Origin of the sequence: Rhizorhapis sp. (assembly GCF_035276005.1) — a bacterium.
Classification (GTDB): domain Bacteria; phylum Pseudomonadota; class Alphaproteobacteria; order Sphingomonadales; family Sphingomonadaceae; genus Rhizorhapis.
Genome location: NZ_DATEMB010000013.1, coordinates 45,972 through 63,054 on the forward strand (window position 1 = coordinate 45,972; position 17,083 = coordinate 63,054).

Below are 17,083 nucleotides of genomic sequence, written 5' to 3' on the forward strand. Positions count from 1 at the left end.
TCAGCAGCCCTCGAGTATGGCCCCGATCGCGGACGACACTTCCTTCATATCGGCCATACCATCCACCCGGCTGACAATTCCCCGCGCTTCGTAGATCGGGAGGATCGGCGCTGTTTTAGCGCGATATTCCGCCATGCGGGTACGAACCGTCTCCTCGTTGTCGTCCGGCCGGCGTTTGAAATCCGTCCCCCCGCATTTGTCGCAGACGCCTTCTTTCGCGGGCAGCTTGAACTTGTCGTGATAACCCTCGCCGCAGGCCGCACAAGTGAAGCGGCCGGTAATTCGCTCGACCAGCGCATCCTCATCCACCGCCAGTTCAATGACATGATCAAGTGTCCGGCCGCGGTCGGCAAGAATCTGATCCAGGGATTCGGCCTGGGCGGCGGTCCGGGGATAACCGTCAAAGATGACGCCGGTGTCAGCGCCCAATTCGTCCAGGCGGTCGCCGATGATACCTGACACGATCTCGTCGGAAACCAGTTCTCCTGCGTCCATGACGGCTTTTGCCTTGAGGCCGATCGGCGTTCCTGCCTTCACTGCCGCCCGCAGCATATCCCCCGTTGAAAGCTGGACCATTCCGCGCTCCGCCTCAAGACGGCTCGCCTGGGTGCCCTTTCCTGCGCCCGGAGGCCCCAGTAAAATTATGTTCATGAGTGGCTTACTCCCCTGTAAGAAGCCAGTTTAACGCAGGCGTCCGCCCTTTAGCTTCGCCTTCTTGATGAGGTCCCCATATTGATGGGCCAAGAGATGGCTCTGAATCTGCGTCACCGTGTCTACTGTAACGTTCACGACGATCAACAGACTGGTTCCTCCAAGATAGAAGGGAATGCCCGCGCGAGCGATCAGAAATTCCGGCACAAGGCAGATAAACGCCAGATAGGCTGCGCCGATCACCGTGATGCGGGTGAGCACATAATCCAGATAGGTTTCGGTATTCTTGCCCGGCCGGATACCCGGAATGAAGCCGCCATTGCGCTTCAGATTCTCGGCGGTTTCCTCGGGATTGAAGACAACAGCCGTGTAGAAGAAGCAGAAGAACACAATGCCAAGGCCATAGAGCGCCATGTAAACCGGGGTGCCATGGGCGAGCCACTGGTTGAGCTCAATAATGAAATCACCCCAGGCGCTTTCACCCGCGACACGATTGCCCGCGAACTGAGAGATGGTAAGCGGCATCAGCAGCAGCGATGAGGCAAAGATGGGGGGAATAACGCCCGCCGTGTTGACCTTTAGCGGCAAGTGACTGCGGTCCGCCTGCATGATGCCCTGACGCGTCTGGCGCTTGGGATATTGGATCAGCACGCGGCGTTGCGCCCGCTCCATGAAGCAGATGAAGGCGATGAGGCCCAGCGCCAGCACTATGACCCCCATGATGAGCAGGCCGGAGATCGAACCTTCCCGGCCGCTCTGAAACAAATTGGTGAGGGTCACCGGAAGCTGTGCAACAATGCCCGCCATGATGATCAGCGACACGCCATTGCCGATGCCCCGGCTGGTGATCTGCTCGCCCAGCCACATCAGGAACATGGTGCCCCCGATCAGCGAGACGACGGCCGCGACGCGGAACAGCATGCCGGGCTCGACCACCGCTTGCAGTCCCGATTGCGCCCCATAGCTTTCAAGACCGACGGCAATGAAGTAGCCCTGAATGGCGGTCAGGCCGACCGTGCCATAGCGGGTATATTGGTTGAGCTTCTTACGCCCGCTTTCGCCTTCCTTCTTGATGGCGGCGAGCGTTGGCGAGAGAGATGCCGCGAGCTGCACCACGATGGACGCGGTAATATAGGGCATGACACCCAGCGCAATGAGGCTCATGCGCTCCAGCGAACCACCCGAAAAGGTGTTGAAGATATCGAGAACACCGCCCTTGGTCTGGGCATAAAGCTGCGAAAGCACTGTCGGATCGATACCCGGCAGCGGAACGAAGCTCAAGAAGCGGAACACGATCAGCGCACCCAGGGTGAACCAGAGGCGCTTCTTGAGGTCAGTGGCCTGGGAAAATTTCGCCAGGCTCAGATTGGATGCAAGCTGGTCGGCTCTCGATGCCATATTTGCCTTAAACCTCGATCATATTCATGCGCCGGGAAGCGTTTGATGGAATCCCTTAGCGGGCTGCGTGCGGGAAGTCGAATGCCTTTCATCATTCCCGCGAAAGCAGGAATCCATCTCCTGCGCCGTCCGATAGCCACAACGCCGGGAGATGGGTCCGTCCGGCAACTAGGTTAGCCAGAAACATGACGACCCCGCTGCACCATTTGGGCAGGCGGGGTCGTTCACGCAACTATCCGGCCGATGCTTATTCCGCTGCAGCCTTCGCCTTGGCAAGGATCTCGACCTTGCCGCCAGCCTTTTCCACCGCCTCGACGGCTGCCTTGGAAGCGCCGGCAACAGCGAAGCTGACCTTCGCCTTGAAGTCGCCCTTGGCGAGCAGACGGACACCATTCTTCCCGCCGCGCACCAGGCCAGCGGCCTTCAGCGCCGCCTGATCGACGGTCGCCGACGCATCGAGCTTGCCAGCATCGATCGCCTTCTGCACCGCGCCCAGATTGGCTTCAGCATAGTCCTTGCGGAAGATATTGTTGAAGCCGCGTTTCGGCAGGCGCATGTGGAGCGGCATCTGACCGCCCTCGAAGCCGTTGATCGAAACGCCAGAACGCGCTTTCGCACCCTTCTGACCGCGACCGGCGGTTTTGCCCTTGCCCGAGCCGATGCCCCGGCCGACGCGCATGCGGCCCTTGCGCGCGCCTGCATTATCGGAAATGTCGTTCAGTTTCATATTTTTGCACTCGCTTTCGCTATGTTCGCGCTAACTTCCCTCTCCCCTGAAGGAGAGGGGCCTGCCGGGTTTATTCAACCACCTCGACCATGTGACGCACCGCCTGGATCATGCCCCGGATTTCCGGCGTATCTTCATGTTCCACGACCCGGTGCAGCTTGTTCAGGCCAAGGCCGACCAGCACCTTGCGCTGGGCTTCAGGGCGGCGGATGGGCGAGCCCGTCTGCTTGATCTTGATCTTCGCCATGGGGGCTTACTCCACAATCGCTTCAGCGTCAGCCTGCGCAACCGCTTCGGAAGCGCCGCCACGGCGCAGCAGGTCGGCAACCTTCTTGCCGCGACGCTGGGCCACCGACTTGGGGCTGGTCTGTTCACCAAGCGCCGAGAAGGTCGCCCGGATCATGTTATAGGGGTTGGAGGTGCCGACCGACTTGGTCACCACATCCGCAACGCCCAGGCTCTCGAACACAGCGCGCATCGGACCGCCCGCAATGATGCCCGTACCGGCCGGAGCCGAACGCAGCGTCACCTTGCCGGCGCCGAAATGGCCCTTGCCATCATGATGCAGCGTGCGGCCTTCCTTCAGCGGCACGCGAACCATCTTCTTCTTGGCCGAAGCAGTCGCCTTGGAAATCGCCTCGGGCACTTCGCGAGCCTTGCCATGGCCGAAGCCCGCACGGCCCTTGCCATCGCCGACAACCACGAGCGCGGCAAAACCGAAGCGCTTACCGCCCTTCACCGTCTTCGAAACGCGGTTGATGTGGACGAGCTTTTCGATCAGCTCTTCGCCCTGCTCCTCCTCGCGGGGACGACGGTCGTCGCGACGGCCACGGCCGCCACGCTCGCCGCGTTCTCCGCCACGGCCACCGCGTCCGCGACGGCCCCGGCCTTCCTGCTGGGGCGCTTCGCCTTCAACGCCAATGACGGCTTCGGCTTCGATGTTGTTTTCTTCTGCCATGATCAGAACTCCAATCCGCCTTCACGCGCGGCATCCGCCAGCGCCTTGACGCGTCCGTGGAAAAGAAAGCCGCCGCGGTCGAAAACGACCTTGGTCACGCCGGCCTTGGTGGCGGCTGCAGCAACGCGCTTGCCGACTTCGGCAGCAGCGGCCGCATTGGCGCCCGACGTGCCGCGCAGATCCTTATCCAGGGTCGACGCTGCGGCAACGGTCTTGCCCTCCGCATCGTCAATGACCTGGGCATAGATATGCTTGCCAGAGCGGTGGATGGACAGACGCGCCTTGCCACCCGCGCGGCTCCTGAGGGCGGTGCGAACGCGGCGACGGCGCCGTTCAAAGAGAGAGAGTTTCGCCATGGCTTACTTCTTCTTGCCTTCTTTGCGGAAGATAAACTCGCCGCGATATTTGATGCCCTTGCCCTTATAAGGCTCCGGCTTGCGCCAGCGGCGGATTTCAGCCGCGACTTGGCCCACCTTCTGCTTGTCGGTGCCTGAGATTTCGACCGTCGTGTTGTCCGGGGTCTTGATCTCGATGCCTTCGGGGATGGCGAAATCGACATCGTGGCTGTAGCCGAGCTGCAGCTTCAGGTTCTTGCCCTGCGCATTGGCACGGTACCCGACGCCGGTGATTTCCAGCACCTTGCTGAAGCCCTCGGTGACACCCGTCACCAGGTTCTGCACCAACGTACGCTGCATGCCCCAATAGGAGCGGGCACGCTTGGTGGCATTGGCTGGCTGGACCGAAATCGCGCCATCCTCGATGGCATAGGTGACTTCGTCAGCGAGCGGCAGGGTGAGCGTGCCCTTGGGTCCTTTGACCGAGAGCAGGCCGCCTTCAATGGTCGCGGTAACCCCGGCAGGGATGGCGACCGGACGTTTTCCGATGCGTGACATGGTCAGAATACCTCCGCCAGGACTTCGCCGCCGACATTTTGGTCACGCGCTTCCTGATCGGACAGCACGCCCTTGGGCGTCGAAACGATGGTGATGCCAAGGCCGTTGCGGACCACGGGCAGTTCCTTCGAACCGGAATAGACGCGGCGGCCGGGCTTCGACACGCGCGCGACATGCTGGATCGCGGGCTGGCCTTCGAAATATTTCAGCTCGATGCGCAGGCCCTTGTGCTTGCCAAGATCTTCCTCGGCATAGCCGCGGATATAGCCTTCGCGCTGCAGCACGTCGAGGACGCGCACGCGGAGCTTCGATGCAGGGCTCACGACGCTGTCCTTGCGCGCCTGCTGGCCGTTGCGGATGCGGGTGAGCATATCACCCAGAGGATCGGTCAATGCCATCTATCTTATCCTTACCAGCTCGACTTGGTGACGCCGGGGATCAGGCCCTTGTTGGCCAGATCGCGGAGCTGCACACGGCACAGCCGGAACTTGCGGTAATAGGCGCGCGGACGGCCCGTCACTTCGCAACGGTTGCGGACACGGGTGGGATTTCCGTTGCGGGGAATTTCCGCCAGCTTCAGGCGCGCGATCAGACGCTCGGTTTCATCCAGGCTTTCATCCGCCGCAACTGCCTTCAGCTTCGCATATTTGTTGGCATACTTCTTCACCAACTTCTTGCGACGCTCATTCTTGTTGATCGAACTCAGTTTCGCCATGACTTAAGTTCTCTTCCTTTTCCTGTAAGGAAGCAGCACCGCTTACGCGGCCTGCTTCTCTGCCTCTGCGGGGAACGGGAAACCGAACAGGCGCAGCAGTTCGCGGGCCTCGTCGTCCGTCTTCGCGGTGGTGGTTACGATGATGTCCATGCCGCGCACCTTGTCGATGCGGTCATAGTTGATTTCCGGAAAGATGATCTGTTCCTTGATGCCGAAAGCATAGTTGCCACGGCCGTCGAAGCTCTTAGGGTTCAGACCACGGAAGTCGCGGATGCGGGGCATCGCGATCGTCACCAGACGGTCGAGGAACTCGTACATCCGCTCGCGGCGCAGAGTCACCTTGGCACCGATCGGCATGCCTTCGCGCAGCTTGAACTGGGCGATCGACTTCTTGGCCTTGGTGATGACCGGCTTCTGGCCAGCGATCAATTCCATTTCCTCAGCCGCCGAGGTGACCTTCTTCTTGTCCTGGGTGGCTTCGCCAACGCCCATGTTCAGAACGATCTTCTCGATCTTCGGAACTTCCATGACGTTCTTGTAGCCGAACTTCTCGGTCATCGTCTTGGCGATCTTCTCGTCATAGACGGTCTTCAGCCGAGGCACATATTTGTCAGCCATCGATGGTCTCCCCGGACTTTACGGCCACGCGGACCTTCTTCCCGTCCTTTTCCTCGAAACGGACGCGGGTCGGCTTGCCGTCCTTCGGATCGGCAATAGCCACCTTGGAAATATGCAGCGGCGCTTCCGAACGCTCGATGCCGCCCTGCGGGTTGAGCTGGGTCGGCTTGCGGTGGCGCGCAGCGATGTTGACACCCTCGACGACCAGCTTGCCGTCCTTGGGCAGAACCTTCACGACATTGCCGGTGCGGCCCTTGTCCTTACCGGACAGGACAACCACCTTGTCGCCCTTCTTGATCTTGGCAGCGGACATTACAGTACCTCCGGAGCCAGGCTGATGATCTTCATGTGCTTCTTCGCGCGCAGTTCGCGCACGACCGGGCCGAAGATGCGGGTGCCGATGGGCTCGTCATTCTTGCCCACCAGAACGGCGGCGTTGCCGTCGAAGCGGATGACCGAACCGTCGGGACGGCGGACGTCCTTGGCGGTGCGGACGATGACGGCACGGTGCACGTCGCCCTTTTTCACGCGACCGCGGGGGGCAGCTTCCTTCACCGACACGACGATGATGTCGCCGACGCCGGCGAAGCGCCGCTTCGACCCGCCCAGCACCTTGATGCACTGGACGCGCTTGGCGCCGCTGTTATCAGCGACATCAAGATTTGACTGCATCTGGATCATTGATCCGGTTCCTTCTCAATTGGCCTTCCGGGATGTCCCGGGGGTTCCACTCAAATCTCACAACCCTTCTGGTCTATCGACCGTTCGGGCTGAGCCTGTCGAAGTCCCATTCCTGCTTCTTCGCTCCTTCAGAAGAGAAGAAATGCCCTTCGACAAGCTCCGGGCGAACGGGACTTCTATTCCTTATGCCGCCTTTTCGGGCGCCTTCCGCGTATCGACGCGCTCGATCACCTTCCAGCTCTTCAGCTTGGAAATCGGCGCGGTCTCCTCGATCCGCACGGTTTCGCCTTCCTTGAACGCGTTTTCCGCGTCATGGGCATGGTACTTCTTCGACCGGCGGATAATCTTGCCGTAGAGCGGGTGCTTCACCTTGCGCTCCACCTTCACCACCACGGTCTTGTCGGTCTTGTCGGAAACAACCGTTCCCGTCAGCACGCGCTTGGGCATGGTCTTTCCTTCCTTACTTCGCTTCAGCGGCGCGCGAGCGCTCAGTCTGAAGGGTCCTAATCTGGGCGATGGCGCGGCGCACCTCGCGCATGCGGCTCGGCTTCTCGAGCTGGTTGGTCGCAGCCTGGAAGCGCAGGTTGAACTGCTCCCGCTTCAGCTCACCCAACTGCTCGGAAAGCTGATCGTCGGTCTTCACCTTGAGGTCGGCAATCTTGGTCATTGTCATGCTCCCAGATGCGACGTGTCGCCGAGACGCGCCACGACCTTAGTCTTGATCGGCAGCTTCATCGCTGCGCGGCTGAACGCCTCGGCGGCGAGCGGACCGGGCACGCCGTCCAGTTCGAACAGGATGCGGCCGGGCTTCACCCGCGCTGCCCAATATTCGACCGAACCCTTGCCCTTACCCTGACGGACTTCGGCAGGCTTCTTTGAAACCGGCACGTCCGGGAAGACGCGGATCCACAAGCGGCCCTGACGGCGGATGTGGCGTGTGATCGCGCGGCGGGCCGCTTCGATCTGACGCGCGGTAACGCGCTCGGGCTCCAGGGCCTTGAGGCCATAGGAACCGAAATTGAGGGTCGTGCCGCCGGGCGCATCGCCCTTGATCCGGCCCTTGAAGGCCTTGCGGAACTTCATTTTCTTTGGTTGCAGCATGTCTTGTTACCTTCTGACACCGTTGGTTCGGCCGATCAGGCGACGCTCAAGGTTGCCCTCTTATCGCGCCGGCCGGACCCCCGATGTTTGCGCTTCCATCATCAGCCGGTCCGTCGCCATCGGATCGTGGCCAAGGATTTCGCCCTTGAAAATCCACACCTTGATGCCGCACACGCCATAAGCGGTGTGGGCCTCGGCCTCGGCATAATCGACATTCGCGCGCAGCGTGTGCAGCGGAACGCGGCCTTCGCGATACCATTCCACGCGGGCGATTTCCGCGCCGCCCAGGCGACCGCCGCAGGTGATGCGGATGCCTTCGGCGCCCAGACGCAGGGCCGACTGCACCGCGCGCTTCATGGCCCGGCGGAAGGCGACACGACGCTCGAGCTGGTCGGCGACGCCCTGCGCAACGAGCTTGGAGTCGATTTCCGGCTTGCGGATTTCGACAATGTTCAGGCTCACATCGCTGGAGGTGAACTCGCCCAGCTTCCGGCGCAGCTTCTCAATGTCCGCGCCCTTCTTGCCAATGATGACCCCCGGACGCGCGGCATAGATGCTGACGCGGCAAAGCTTGGCCGGACGCTCGATCACGACCTTGGAGATCGCGGCCTGCGGCAGGTTCTTGATGATATATTGGCGGATCTTGAGATCCTCCATCAGCAGACGGCCATAATCCTGGCCTTCCGCGAACCAGCGGCTGTCCCAGGTCCGGTTGATCTGCAGGCGAAGCCCGATCGGATTGCTCTTCTGACCCATGACTTACGCCTCTTCTTCCTGCTGTTCGCGAACGACGATGCGGACCCGGCTGAACGGCTTCAGGATACGGGTCGACTTGCCGCGGCCGCGCGCATGGAAACGCTTCATCGTGATGCTCTTGCCCACCGAAGCCTCCGCCACGACCAGCGCGTCGACGTCCAGATTATGGTTGTTTTCCGCGTTGGCGATGGCCGAGGCCAGCACCTTGCGAACGTCAACCGCCATCGCCTTCTTGGAGAAGGTGAGGATGTTCAGCGCTTCTTCCACCTTCCGGCCGCGGATGAGCGCCGCCACCAGGTTGAGCTTCTGCGCGCTGCCGCGGATGGAGGTGCCAACCGCCAGCGCTTCATTGTCGGCTACCCGACGGGGAGCTGCCTGCTTGCCCATTAGCGCTTGCCCTTCTTGTCGGCGGCATGACCGGGGAAGTAGCGCGTCGGCGCGAATTCACCCAGCTTGTGACCGACCATGTCTTCGTTCACCGAAACGGGAACATGCTTGCGGCCATTATAGACGTTGAACGTCAGGCCAACGAATTGCGGAAGAATGGTGGAGCGGCGCGACCAGGTCTTGATCGGCGCACGGCCGCCAGCTTCCTGCGCGGCTTCCGCTTTCTTCAGCAGATGCAGGTCCACGAAAGGACCTTTCCAGACGGAGCGGGCCATCTCTTACCTCTTCTTCTTCGCGTGACGCGACCGGATGATCATTTTGTCGGTCGCCTTGTTGTGGCGGGTGCGGGCGCCCTTGGTCGGCTTGCCCCACGGGGTCACCGGATGACGGCCGCCCGAGGTGCGGCCTTCACCGCCGCCATGCGGGTGGTCCACCGGGTTCTTGGCCACACCACGCGTCAGCGGACGGCGGCCCAGCCAGCGATTGCGGCCTGCCTTGGCAAGGTTGGTATTGGCGTTGTCAGGGTTGCTGACCGCGCCCACCGTGCCCATGCATTCGCCGCGAATGTAACGCTGCTCACCCGAATTCAGGCGAACGATGACAAGGCCCCGGTCACGGCCGACAAGCTGCGCATAAGTGCCTGCCGAACGCGCAATCTGGCCGCCCTTGCCCGGCTTCATCTCCACATTGTGGATGATCGTACCGACCGGCATCTGCGAAAGCTCCATGGCGTTGCCGGGCTTCACGTCCACCTTCTTGCCTGCAACGACCTTGTCGCCAACGGCGAGGCGCTGCGGCGCCAGAATATAGTTCTGCTCGCCATCCTCATATTTGATGAGCGCGATGAAGGCTGTGCGGTTGGGGTCATATTCCAGACGTTCCACCGTCGCTTCCATGTCCCACTTGCGGCGCTTGAAATCGATGAAACGATAGCGCTGCTTGTGGCCGCCCGCGATGCCGCGCGAGGTCACATGACCCTTGTTGTTGCGGCCGCCGGTCTTACGCTTGCCCTCGGTCAGTGCCTTGACGGGCTTGCCCTTCCAGAGGCCGGATTTGTCGACCAGAACCAGGCCGCGCTGGGCCGGGCTTGTCGGATTATAATGCTTGAGTGCCATTATTCTCTTCCGCCTCAGATACCGGTGGTGACGTCGATCGACTGACCTTCAGCCAGCGTCACGATCGCCTTCTTTACGTCCGAACGCGTGTAGGGCTTCCCCTTCCAGCGCTTCGTCTTGCCCTTCTGGACAAGCGTGTTGACGGCCTTCACGGACACGCCGAACAGCGCTTCCACCGCAGCCTTGATCTCCGGCTTGGACGCATCCTTGGCGACCTTGAAAACGACGGCGTTATGCTCGGACAGCAGCGTCGACTTCTCGGTGATGACCGGCGCTACAACTACGTCATAATGGCGGTTGTCGATGGCCTGAGCCTGCTTTTTAGCCATTGAAACGCGCCTCCAGCTTTTCGACCGCGGCGCGGGTGAGCACCAGTTGGTCATGCTTCAGAATGTCGTAGACATTAGCGCCCACGGCGGGGAGCACATTGACGCCCACGATGTTGGACGATGCCTTGGCGAAGCTCATATTGACAGCGTCGCCGTCGATGAACAGAGCCTTCTTGGCAAGGCCCAGCGCTTCGAGCTGGCCAGCCAGCACCTTCGTCTTGCCCTCGGCAACATCGAGATTGTCGAGAACGACCAGCGAACCATCCTTGACCTTCGCGGACAGCGCCATCTTGAGCCCCAGCGCGCGAACCTTCTTGTTCAGCGAGGGATTGAAGTCGCGAACGCGGGGACCATGAGCCTTACCGCCGCCGATAAAGACCGGCGCCTTGCGGTCACCGTGACGGGCCGTACCGCCACCCTTCTGGCGGCCGAACTTCTTGCCGGTGCGGGCGACGTCGCTGCGCTCCCGAGCAGCGCGGGCGGTGCCGCGGCGCTTTTCGAGCTGCCAGGTGACGACGCGATGCAGGATGTCAGCGCGGGGCTCAAGACCGAATACGGCCTCATTGAGCTCCAGGTCGCCATTGCCCTGCGCGTCGAGGGTCTGAACCTTGACCTTCATGGTTTAGCCCTCCTGGCCTTCTGCGGCTTCCGGAGCAGCAGCTTCTTCAGCCGGCGTGTTCGCGGGAGCGTCATTGTTGTTCACAGCCTGCTTGAGGCCGGCGGGATAAGGCGCCTCGGCGTGGCGAGCGACCTTTACCGCATCCTTGACGAGCAGCCACGTGCCCTTCGAACCGGGCACACTGCCCTTTACGAAGAGAAGGCCGCGCTCTGCGTCGGTGCGGACGATTTCCAGATTCTGCTGGGTGCGCTGACGGTCGCCCATATGGCCCGCCATCTTCTTGTTCTTGAAGACGCGGCCCGGATCCTGGCGGTTACCGGTCGAACCGTGCGCACGGTGAGAGATCGAAACACCGTGGGTGGCGCGCATACCACCGAAACCCCAGCGCTTCATCGCGCCCGCAAAGCCCTTACCCTGGGTATGTCCAGTGATGTCGACCAACTGGCCTGCGACGAAATGGTCGGCCGAAAGTTCGGCCCCAACGTCCAGCAGCGCGTCATCGGCGACACGGAATTCAGCAACCTGCAGCTTCGGCTCCACTTCAGCCTTGGCGAAGTGGCCGCGCTGCGGCTTGGCGACATTTTTCGGTTTCGCGGCGCCGGCGCCGAGCTGAACGGCAACATAGCCATCCCTTTCGACCTCGCGGCGGGCAACGACCTGACACTGTTCAAGACTGAGGACAGTGACCGGCACGTGGCGGCCATCGTCCTGGAACAGGCGAGTCATTCCCATCTTCTTCGCGATCACGCCAGTACGCATGATCAGTTCTCCCAACAGAGGCCCACCTGAAGCGGCGGGCGTATCCAACGAAAAAACCGCTCAGGATTTCTCCCTTGCGGCCAACCCAAATTCAAATCACCCCGTCTGGGCTGGATGCCTCCACTAATGCGGAGGCGACGGGGGACCAGGACCACGGTAAATGCCCGAAGGCGATCCGTGCGGTATCCCTATTCGCCTTGGAAGCTTTCGCTTCCCAAACTTGCATTCCTGCGAAGGCAGGAAACCAGAGCCAGCTAAAGCCACCCTGGGCCCCGGACCAAGCCCGGGACAAATTGGCTTACGCCAATTTAATCTCGACGTTTACGCCGGCAGCCAGATCCAGCTTCATCAGCGCGTCGACCGTTTGCGGCGTCGGCTGCACAATGTCAAGCATGCGCTTGTAGGTGCGGACCTCGAACTGCTCCCGCGACTTCTTGTCGATGTGCGGGCCGCGGTTCACCGTAAACTTTTCGATGCGCGTCGGCAGCGGAATGGGACCGCGGATGAGCGCACCAGTGCGGCGGGCGGTGTCGGCAATGTCGCCGGTGGCCTGATCGAGCACACGATGATCAAAAGCCTTCAAGCGAATGCGGATATTCTGCGTTTCCATGTCCATTACCGATGAGAAAGAGCCAAAAAACAAACCGCCCCTGCTTGTCCTCTAGAATTTGCATTCCGGAGAGGAACGATCCGGGGCGGCGAAAAAATTCGGGCCGCTCGAACCCAGTGATTCGAACGGCCCGCTGCCTATATTACTTGGTGATCGAGCTGACAACCCCTGCACCGACGGTACGGCCGCCCTCGCGAATAGCGAAGCGGAGACCCGGGTCCATGGCGATCGGGGCAATGAGCTTAACGGCCAGCTTCACATTGTCGCCGGGCATGACCATTTCCGTGCCCTCGGGCAGAACAACTTCACCGGTGACGTCGGTCGTGCGGAAGTAGAACTGCGGACGGTAGTTGGCGAAGAACGGCGTGTGACGGCCACCTTCTTCCTTCGACAGGACATAGACTTCAGCGTCGAAGTCAGTGTGCGGGGTGATCGTGCCGGGCTTGGCCAGAACCTGACCGCGCTCAACTTCTTCACGGCCCACGCCACGGATCAGCGCGCCGATATTGTCGCCAGCCTGGCCCTGGTCGAGCAGCTTGCGGAACATTTCAACGCCGGTGACGGTGGTCTTCTTGGTGGGCTTGATGCCGACGATTTCGACTTCTTCACCAACCTTCACAATGCCGGATTCGACGCGGCCGGTGACAACCGTACCACGGCCGGAGATCGAGAACACGTCTTCGATCGGCATCAGGAAGGGCTTGTCGATCGGGCGCTCGGGCTGTGGAATGTAGCTGTCGACAGCCTCCATCAGAGCCTGGATCGAGCTCTTGCCGATATTGTCATCGCGGCCTTCGAGGGCGGCGAGAGCGGAACCCTTCACGATCGGAATATCGTCGCCGGGGAAGTCGTAGCTGGACAGCAGCTCGCGGACTTCGAGCTCGACGAGCTCAAGCAGTTCCTCGTCGTCGACCTGGTCGACCTTGTTCATGTAAACGACCAGAGCAGGCACGCCGACCTGACGGGCGAGAAGAATGTGCTCGCGGGTCTGCGGCATCGGGCCGTCAGCAGCGTTCACCACCAGGATCGCGCCGTCCATCTGCGCGGCGCCGGTGATCATGTTCTTCACATAGTCGGCGTGGCCGGGGCAGTCGACGTGCGCATAGTGGCGGGCAGGCGTTTCATATTCGACGTGCGCCGTCGAAATGGTGATGCCGCGCTCACGCTCTTCAGGCGCCTTGTCGATGTTGGCATAGTCGGTGAACTCGGCGCCGCCGGTTTCGGCCAGAACCTTGGTGATGGCCGCGGTCAGCGTGGTCTTGCCGTGGTCGACGTGACCGATGGTGCCGATATTGCAGTGCGGCTTCGTCCGCTCAAACTTAGCTTTCGCCATTTTTCCCTACCTTCTTGTCCAAATATCGTGGTTTGACCGCTTGGGGACGCCTCGCGAAGTGGCGCTCATAGCATCAAAAAATAATTATGCCAGCTTTGCTTTCACTTCGTCGGCAACATTCTGCGGCACTTCTTCATAGTGCGAGAACTGCATGGAATAGTTCGCGCGTCCCTGGGTGAAGGAGCGGAGCTGGTTCACATAGCCGAACATGTTGGCGAGCGGCACCATGGCCTCGACAACCTGCGCATTGCCGCGCGTGTCGGTGCCCTGGATCTGACCGCGCCGCGAGTTCATGTCGCCGATGACGTCGCCCAGATATTCCTCCGGGGTCACGACCTCGACCTTCATGATCGGTTCAAGGAGCTTGATGCCCGACTTCTGAGCCGCTTCACGCATCGCGCCGCGGGCGCAGATTTCGAACGCCAGCGCCGACGAGTCGACGTCGTGATAGGCGCCGTCCGTGAGGTGCACCTCAAAGTCGATGATCGGGAAGCCGATCAGCGAGCCCGTCTCAGCCGTCTCGCGGAAGCCCTTCTCGACCGACGGAATATATTCGCGCGGAATATTGCCGCCCTTGATCTCGTCGAAGAACTGGAAGCCCGAACCGCGCTCGCCGGGGATGACGGTCACCTTCACGCGGCCGAACTGACCCGAACCACCCGACTGCTTCTTGTGGGTATAGTCGATGTCGACCTTCTTGCCGAGATATTCGCGGTAAGCCACCTGCGGCGCGCCGACATTAGCCTCGACCTTGAACTCGCGCTTCATGCGGTCGACGAGGATTTCGAGGTGAAGCTCACCCATGCCCTTGATGATCGTCTGGCCCGATTCATGGTCGGTCGAGACGCGGAAGGAAGGATCCTCGGCAGCCAGACGATTGAGCGCGATGCCCATCTTTTCCTGGTCGGCCTTGGTCTTGGGTTCAACCGACAGCTCGATAACCGGCTCGGGGAACTCCATGCGCTCCAGGATGATCGGCTGCCGCTCGGCGCACAGCGTATCGCCGGTGGTGGTTTCCTTCAGGCCTGCAAGGGCGACGATGTCGCCGGCATAGGCCGTGTCGATGTCCTCACGGCTGTTCGCATGCATGAGCAGCATGCGGCCGATCTTTTCCTTCTTGTCCTTTACCGAGTTCAGATAGCTGCCCTTGGTCAGCGTGCCCGAATAGACGCGAAGGAAGGTGAGCGAGCCCACAAACGGGTCGTTCATGATCTTGAACGCAAGGCCCGCGAACGGCGCATCGTCGGCCGTGGCACGGCTGTCCGGCTCGTTGCTGTCGGGGTTGACGCCTTGGACGTCGGGAATGTCGAGCGGGCTCGGCAGATAGTCGACGACGGCGTCGAGCAGCGGCTGCACGCCCTTGTTCTTGAACGCAGAGCCGCACAGCACGGGCACGAACGCCTGATTGAGCGTGCCCTTGCGGATCAGCGCCTTGAGCGTCGCGACGTCAGGTTCATTGCCTTCAAGATAGGCTTCCATCGCCTCGTCGTCCTGCTCGACGGCGAGCTCGATCAGCTTTTCGCGATATTCGGCAGCCTTGTCGGCGAGATCAGCCGGGATTTCCTCATAGCTGAACTCAGCGCCGAGATTCTCGTCCTTCCAGATGATCGCGCGATTTTCGACCAGGTCGACCAGGCCCTTGAAATCGCTTTCCGCACCGATGGGGAGATAAAGCACGGCCGGGGTCGCGCCCAGACGGTCGATGATCGTCTGAACGCAATAATAGAAATTGGCACCGGTGCGGTCGAGCTTGTTGATGAAGCACATCCGCGGCACCTTGTACTTGTCCGCCTGACGCCACACCGTTTCCGACTGCGGCTCGACGCCCGCAACGCCGTCAAACGCCGCCACGGCGCCGTCGAGCACGCGCAGCGAACGCTCCACTTCAATGGTGAAGTCGACGTGGCCGGGGGTGTCGATGATGTTCAGACGGTGGTCCTGCCAGAAACAAGTCGTCGCAGCAGACGTGATGGTGATGCCGCGCTCCTGCTCCTGTTCCATCCAGTCCATTGTGGCGGCGCCGTCATGGACTTCGCCGATCTTGTAGGACTTGCCGGTGTAATAGAGAATACGCTCGGTCGTGGTCGTCTTTCCGGCGTCGATATGCGCCATGATACCAAAATTGCGGTAACGCTCGAGCGGGTGGCTGCGGGCCATGATCTATACTCCATGTGCCGGCACAACCGGCGCGTTCGTTCAAATAGAGTGCGAGGGATTGCTATGGCCCCACACTCGGGCGGGGCCATAGCAATCAAATATTACCAGCGATAGTGCGAGAATGCACGGTTCGCCTCGGCCATGCGGTGGGTATCCTCCCGCTTCTTGACCGCATTGCCACGATTGTTCGCAGCATCGAGCAGTTCGCCGGAAAGGCGGGCCGCCATGGTGGTCTCGCTGCGCGAACGCGCGGCGGAGATCAGCCAGCGAATAGCCAGCGCCTGTGCGCGGTCCGGACGAACCTCAACCGGGACCTGATAAGTCGCACCGCCAACACGGCGGCTGCGGACTTCAATACCCGGCTTCACATTGTTGAGGGCATCATGGAACATCTGCAGCGGATCCTTCTTGGCCTTGGCCTCGATGGTCTCAAGCGCGCCATAGACGATGGATTCCGCAACGGACTTCTTGCCGTCCAGCATGACGCTGTTCATGAATTTGGAAAGCACCTGATCTCCGAACTTGGGATCGGGCAAAATAACTCGCTTCTCAGGGCGACGACGACGTGACATGGCTCTGGTCTCCCCTTCTTACTTCGGACGCTTCGCGCCGTATTTGGAACGGCTCTGCTTACGGTCCTTGACGCCCTGGGTATCCAGAACGCCGCGCAGCACATGGTAGCGCACACCGGGAAGGTCGCGTACGCGGCCGCCGCGAATGAGTACCACGCTATGCTCCTGAAGGTTGTGACCTTCACCCGGAATATAGCTGATGACTTCGCGCTGGTTGGTCAGGCGAACCTTGGCAACCTTGCGCAGAGCCGAGTTCGGCTTTTTCGGGGTCGTGGTATAGACGCGAGTGCAAACGCCGCGCTTTTGCGGGTTCGCCTCCATCGCGGGAACTTTCGAGCGCGCCTTCTGCGGCTCGCGACCCTTGCGGATCAGCTGGTTAATCGTCGGCATGAAGCCCTTCACCTTTGTCTAGTTACTTTACCGGCCCACCTGCGCCATTGGGATATTCCCAATAGAAAAAAGACCCCGGCGGTCCATGACCCCCCAGGTCCGTACAGGCACCCGGCAATGTTCAAGCTCAAAAAGCCTGCCCTGAAGCGGAAGTTCGGGAGCGATTCCCGGCCAGCGAGCCGCAAAGCAGGCGCGCCCTATAGCTCCGGCGCCTCTCATGGTCAATGCCAATCGGCCGGGATTTTCAGCCTGTTTTCGTTGCCGGCACGGTCGGCCAGATGCGGGATCTACGTAATTACAGCCCCGCCCCCCCT

General features: G+C 61.1%; 27 protein-coding genes. All 27 read right to left on the bottom strand.

What is annotated here, in order from left to right; all coding sequences use genetic code 11:
- A complete protein-coding gene (locus VJS46_RS04620) occupies nucleotides 1-651 on the bottom strand; it encodes an adenylate kinase (protein ID WP_324058176.1) in 651 nt (216 codons plus the stop codon).
- Nucleotides 652-681: 30 nt separating this feature from the next.
- On the bottom strand, nucleotides 682-2,049 hold the full coding sequence (gene secY, locus VJS46_RS04625) for a preprotein translocase subunit SecY (protein ID WP_324058177.1): 1,368 nt from the start codon (nucleotides 2,047-2,049) through the stop codon (nucleotides 682-684).
- 247 nt (nucleotides 2,050-2,296) lie between these two features.
- Complete coding sequence (gene rplO / locus VJS46_RS04630; RefSeq protein WP_324058178.1) at nucleotides 2,297-2,776, bottom strand: 50S ribosomal protein L15; 480 nt, start codon at nucleotides 2,774-2,776, stop codon at nucleotides 2,297-2,299.
- A gap of 70 nt (nucleotides 2,777-2,846) precedes the next feature.
- On the bottom strand, nucleotides 2,847-3,023 hold the full coding sequence (gene rpmD / locus VJS46_RS04635) for a 50S ribosomal protein L30 (RefSeq protein ID WP_324058179.1): 177 nt from the start codon (nucleotides 3,021-3,023) through the stop codon (nucleotides 2,847-2,849).
- A gap of 6 nt (nucleotides 3,024-3,029) precedes the next feature.
- Nucleotides 3,030-3,734: a 30S ribosomal protein S5 gene (gene rpsE / locus VJS46_RS04640; RefSeq protein ID WP_324058180.1), complete on the bottom strand. Its 705-nt coding sequence runs from the start codon at nucleotides 3,732-3,734 to the stop codon at nucleotides 3,030-3,032.
- Nucleotides 3,735-3,736: 2 nt separating this feature from the next.
- Nucleotides 3,737-4,090 (bottom strand): 50S ribosomal protein L18, encoded by a 354-nt coding sequence (gene rplR, locus VJS46_RS04645; protein WP_324058181.1) that lies wholly within the window; start codon nucleotides 4,088-4,090, stop codon nucleotides 3,737-3,739.
- A gap of 3 nt (nucleotides 4,091-4,093) precedes the next feature.
- On the bottom strand, nucleotides 4,094-4,627 hold the full coding sequence (gene rplF / locus VJS46_RS04650; RefSeq protein WP_324058182.1) for a 50S ribosomal protein L6: 534 nt from the start codon (nucleotides 4,625-4,627) through the stop codon (nucleotides 4,094-4,096).
- A 2-nt stretch (nucleotides 4,628-4,629) separates the two neighbouring features.
- Nucleotides 4,630-5,025 carry a 30S ribosomal protein S8 gene (rpsH, locus tag VJS46_RS04655; protein ID WP_324058183.1) on the bottom strand — a complete coding sequence of 132 codons (396 nt, stop codon included), beginning with the start codon at nucleotides 5,023-5,025 and terminating at the stop codon, nucleotides 4,630-4,632.
- Between the two features lie 11 nt (nucleotides 5,026-5,036).
- Nucleotides 5,037-5,342, bottom strand: a complete 306-nt coding sequence (gene rpsN, locus VJS46_RS04660; RefSeq protein WP_324058184.1) for a 30S ribosomal protein S14 — start codon at nucleotides 5,340-5,342, stop codon at nucleotides 5,037-5,039.
- Nucleotides 5,343-5,384: 42 nt separating this feature from the next.
- Nucleotides 5,385-5,960, bottom strand: a complete 576-nt coding sequence (gene rplE, locus VJS46_RS04665) for a 50S ribosomal protein L5 (RefSeq protein WP_324058185.1) — start codon at nucleotides 5,958-5,960, stop codon at nucleotides 5,385-5,387.
- Nucleotides 5,953-6,273, bottom strand: coding sequence for a 50S ribosomal protein L24 (rplX, locus tag VJS46_RS04670; RefSeq protein ID WP_324058186.1), 321 nt, complete (start codon nucleotides 6,271-6,273; stop codon nucleotides 5,953-5,955). Before rplX ends, rplE begins: the two co-directional genes overlap by 8 nt.
- The gene (gene rplN, locus VJS46_RS04675; protein WP_324058187.1) at nucleotides 6,273-6,641 is read right to left on the bottom strand and encodes a 50S ribosomal protein L14; all 369 of its coding nucleotides are present in this window, start codon (nucleotides 6,639-6,641) and stop codon (nucleotides 6,273-6,275) included. Before rplN ends, rplX begins: the two co-directional genes overlap by 1 nt.
- 183 nt (nucleotides 6,642-6,824) lie before the next feature.
- On the bottom strand, nucleotides 6,825-7,088 hold the full coding sequence (gene rpsQ, locus VJS46_RS04680) for a 30S ribosomal protein S17 (protein ID WP_324058188.1): 264 nt from the start codon (nucleotides 7,086-7,088) through the stop codon (nucleotides 6,825-6,827).
- Nucleotides 7,089-7,101: 13 nt separating this feature from the next.
- Complete coding sequence (gene rpmC / locus VJS46_RS04685) at nucleotides 7,102-7,308, bottom strand: 50S ribosomal protein L29 (RefSeq protein WP_324058189.1); 207 nt, start codon at nucleotides 7,306-7,308, stop codon at nucleotides 7,102-7,104.
- 2 nt (nucleotides 7,309-7,310) lie between these two features.
- Nucleotides 7,311-7,742, bottom strand: a complete 432-nt coding sequence (gene rplP, locus VJS46_RS04690; protein ID WP_324058190.1) for a 50S ribosomal protein L16 — start codon at nucleotides 7,740-7,742, stop codon at nucleotides 7,311-7,313.
- A 60-nt stretch (nucleotides 7,743-7,802) separates the two neighbouring features.
- A complete protein-coding gene (gene rpsC, locus VJS46_RS04695; protein ID WP_324058191.1) occupies nucleotides 7,803-8,498 on the bottom strand; it encodes a 30S ribosomal protein S3 in 696 nt (231 codons plus the stop codon).
- A gap of 3 nt (nucleotides 8,499-8,501) precedes the next feature.
- Nucleotides 8,502-8,885 carry a 50S ribosomal protein L22 gene (rplV, locus tag VJS46_RS04700; RefSeq protein ID WP_324058192.1) on the bottom strand — a complete coding sequence of 128 codons (384 nt, stop codon included), beginning with the start codon at nucleotides 8,883-8,885 and terminating at the stop codon, nucleotides 8,502-8,504.
- On the bottom strand, nucleotides 8,885-9,160 hold the full coding sequence (gene rpsS / locus VJS46_RS04705; protein WP_324058193.1) for a 30S ribosomal protein S19: 276 nt from the start codon (nucleotides 9,158-9,160) through the stop codon (nucleotides 8,885-8,887). The genes rplV and rpsS overlap by 1 nt, the downstream gene beginning before the upstream one ends.
- A gap of 3 nt (nucleotides 9,161-9,163) precedes the next feature.
- Nucleotides 9,164-10,000: a 50S ribosomal protein L2 gene (gene rplB, locus VJS46_RS04710; RefSeq protein WP_324058194.1), complete on the bottom strand. Its 837-nt coding sequence runs from the start codon at nucleotides 9,998-10,000 to the stop codon at nucleotides 9,164-9,166.
- A gap of 14 nt (nucleotides 10,001-10,014) precedes the next feature.
- Complete coding sequence (locus VJS46_RS04715; RefSeq protein ID WP_324058195.1) at nucleotides 10,015-10,329, bottom strand: 50S ribosomal protein L23; 315 nt, start codon at nucleotides 10,327-10,329, stop codon at nucleotides 10,015-10,017.
- Nucleotides 10,322-10,948 carry a 50S ribosomal protein L4 gene (rplD, locus tag VJS46_RS04720; RefSeq protein WP_324058196.1) on the bottom strand — a complete coding sequence of 209 codons (627 nt, stop codon included), beginning with the start codon at nucleotides 10,946-10,948 and terminating at the stop codon, nucleotides 10,322-10,324. The genes VJS46_RS04715 and rplD overlap by 8 nt, the downstream gene beginning before the upstream one ends.
- Nucleotides 10,949-10,951: 3 nt before the next feature.
- The gene (gene rplC, locus VJS46_RS04725; protein WP_324058197.1) at nucleotides 10,952-11,707 is read right to left on the bottom strand and encodes a 50S ribosomal protein L3; all 756 of its coding nucleotides are present in this window, start codon (nucleotides 11,705-11,707) and stop codon (nucleotides 10,952-10,954) included.
- Between the two features lie 298 nt (nucleotides 11,708-12,005).
- Nucleotides 12,006-12,317 (bottom strand): 30S ribosomal protein S10, encoded by a 312-nt coding sequence (gene rpsJ / locus VJS46_RS04730; RefSeq protein ID WP_014077880.1) that lies wholly within the window; start codon nucleotides 12,315-12,317, stop codon nucleotides 12,006-12,008.
- Nucleotides 12,318-12,459: 142 nt separating this feature from the next.
- Nucleotides 12,460-13,650: an elongation factor Tu gene (gene tuf, locus VJS46_RS04735; RefSeq protein ID WP_324058198.1), complete on the bottom strand. Its 1,191-nt coding sequence runs from the start codon at nucleotides 13,648-13,650 to the stop codon at nucleotides 12,460-12,462.
- An 84-nt stretch (nucleotides 13,651-13,734) separates the two neighbouring features.
- Nucleotides 13,735-15,807: an elongation factor G gene (gene fusA / locus VJS46_RS04740; RefSeq protein ID WP_324058199.1), complete on the bottom strand. Its 2,073-nt coding sequence runs from the start codon at nucleotides 15,805-15,807 to the stop codon at nucleotides 13,735-13,737.
- 101 nt (nucleotides 15,808-15,908) lie between these two features.
- A complete protein-coding gene (rpsG, locus tag VJS46_RS04745; protein ID WP_324058200.1) occupies nucleotides 15,909-16,379 on the bottom strand; it encodes a 30S ribosomal protein S7 in 471 nt (156 codons plus the stop codon).
- An 18-nt stretch (nucleotides 16,380-16,397) separates the two neighbouring features.
- Nucleotides 16,398-16,769: a 30S ribosomal protein S12 gene (rpsL, locus tag VJS46_RS04750; protein WP_106639566.1), complete on the bottom strand. Its 372-nt coding sequence runs from the start codon at nucleotides 16,767-16,769 to the stop codon at nucleotides 16,398-16,400.
- Nucleotides 16,770-17,083: the final 314 nt, after the last annotated feature.

Excerpts from the sequence above, each read along its gene's own strand:
- rplP (WP_324058190.1), bottom strand. The coding sequence starts at position 7,742 with ATGCTGCAACCAAAGAAAATGAAGTTCCGCAAGGCCTTCAAGGGCCGG.
- tuf (WP_324058198.1), bottom strand. The coding sequence starts at position 13,650 with ATGGCGAAAGCTAAGTTTGAGCGGACGAAGCCGCACTGCAATATCGGC.
- rpsE (WP_324058180.1), bottom strand. The coding sequence starts at position 3,734 with ATGGCAGAAGAAAACAACATCGAAGCCGAAGCCGTCATTGGCGTTGAA.
- rplV (WP_324058192.1), bottom strand. The coding sequence starts at position 8,885 with ATGGGCAAGCAGGCAGCTCCCCGTCGGGTAGCCGACAATGAAGCGCTG.
- fusA (WP_324058199.1), bottom strand. The coding sequence starts at position 15,807 with ATGGCCCGCAGCCACCCGCTCGAGCGTTACCGCAATTTTGGTATCATG.
- rplC (WP_324058197.1), bottom strand. The coding sequence starts at position 11,707 with ATGCGTACTGGCGTGATCGCGAAGAAGATGGGAATGACTCGCCTGTTC.
- rpsL (WP_106639566.1), bottom strand. The coding sequence starts at position 16,769 with ATGCCGACGATTAACCAGCTGATCCGCAAGGGTCGCGAGCCGCAGAAG.
- rpsQ (WP_324058188.1), bottom strand. The coding sequence starts at position 7,088 with ATGCCCAAGCGCGTGCTGACGGGAACGGTTGTTTCCGACAAGACCGAC.
- rplD (WP_324058196.1), bottom strand. The coding sequence starts at position 10,948 with ATGAAGGTCAAGGTTCAGACCCTCGACGCGCAGGGCAATGGCGACCTG.
- VJS46_RS04715 (WP_324058195.1), bottom strand. The coding sequence starts at position 10,329 with ATGGCTAAAAAGCAGGCTCAGGCCATCGACAACCGCCATTATGACGTA.
- rpsN (WP_324058184.1), bottom strand. The coding sequence starts at position 5,342 with ATGGCGAAACTGAGTTCGATCAACAAGAATGAGCGTCGCAAGAAGTTG.
- rpmD (WP_324058179.1), bottom strand. The coding sequence starts at position 3,023 with ATGGCGAAGATCAAGATCAAGCAGACGGGCTCGCCCATCCGCCGCCCT.
- rpsC (WP_324058191.1), bottom strand. The coding sequence starts at position 8,498 with ATGGGTCAGAAGAGCAATCCGATCGGGCTTCGCCTGCAGATCAACCGG.
- rplF (WP_324058182.1), bottom strand. The coding sequence starts at position 4,627 with ATGTCACGCATCGGAAAACGTCCGGTCGCCATCCCTGCCGGGGTTACC.
- rpsH (WP_324058183.1), bottom strand. The coding sequence starts at position 5,025 with ATGGCATTGACCGATCCTCTGGGTGATATGCTCACCCGCATCCGCAAC.
- rpsJ (WP_014077880.1), bottom strand. The coding sequence starts at position 12,317 with ATGGAAACGCAGAATATCCGCATTCGCTTGAAGGCTTTTGATCATCGT.
- rplB (WP_324058194.1), bottom strand. The coding sequence starts at position 10,000 with ATGGCACTCAAGCATTATAATCCGACAAGCCCGGCCCAGCGCGGCCTG.
- rplO (WP_324058178.1), bottom strand. The coding sequence starts at position 2,776 with ATGAAACTGAACGACATTTCCGATAATGCAGGCGCGCGCAAGGGCCGC.
- rplX (WP_324058186.1), bottom strand. The coding sequence starts at position 6,273 with ATGTCCGCTGCCAAGATCAAGAAGGGCGACAAGGTGGTTGTCCTGTCC.
- rplR (WP_324058181.1), bottom strand. The coding sequence starts at position 4,090 with ATGGCGAAACTCTCTCTCTTTGAACGGCGCCGTCGCCGCGTTCGCACC.
- rpmC (WP_324058189.1), bottom strand. The coding sequence starts at position 7,308 with ATGACCAAGATTGCCGACCTCAAGGTGAAGACCGACGATCAGCTTTCC.
- VJS46_RS04620 (WP_324058176.1), bottom strand. The coding sequence starts at position 651 with ATGAACATAATTTTACTGGGGCCTCCGGGCGCAGGAAAGGGCACCCAG.
- rplE (WP_324058185.1), bottom strand. The coding sequence starts at position 5,960 with ATGGCTGACAAATATGTGCCTCGGCTGAAGACCGTCTATGACGAGAAG.
- rpsG (WP_324058200.1), bottom strand. The coding sequence starts at position 16,379 with ATGTCACGTCGTCGTCGCCCTGAGAAGCGAGTTATTTTGCCCGATCCC.
- secY (WP_324058177.1), bottom strand. The coding sequence starts at position 2,049 with ATGGCATCGAGAGCCGACCAGCTTGCATCCAATCTGAGCCTGGCGAAA.
- rplN (WP_324058187.1), bottom strand. The coding sequence starts at position 6,641 with ATGATCCAGATGCAGTCAAATCTTGATGTCGCTGATAACAGCGGCGCC.
- rpsS (WP_324058193.1), bottom strand. The coding sequence starts at position 9,160 with ATGGCCCGCTCCGTCTGGAAAGGTCCTTTCGTGGACCTGCATCTGCTG.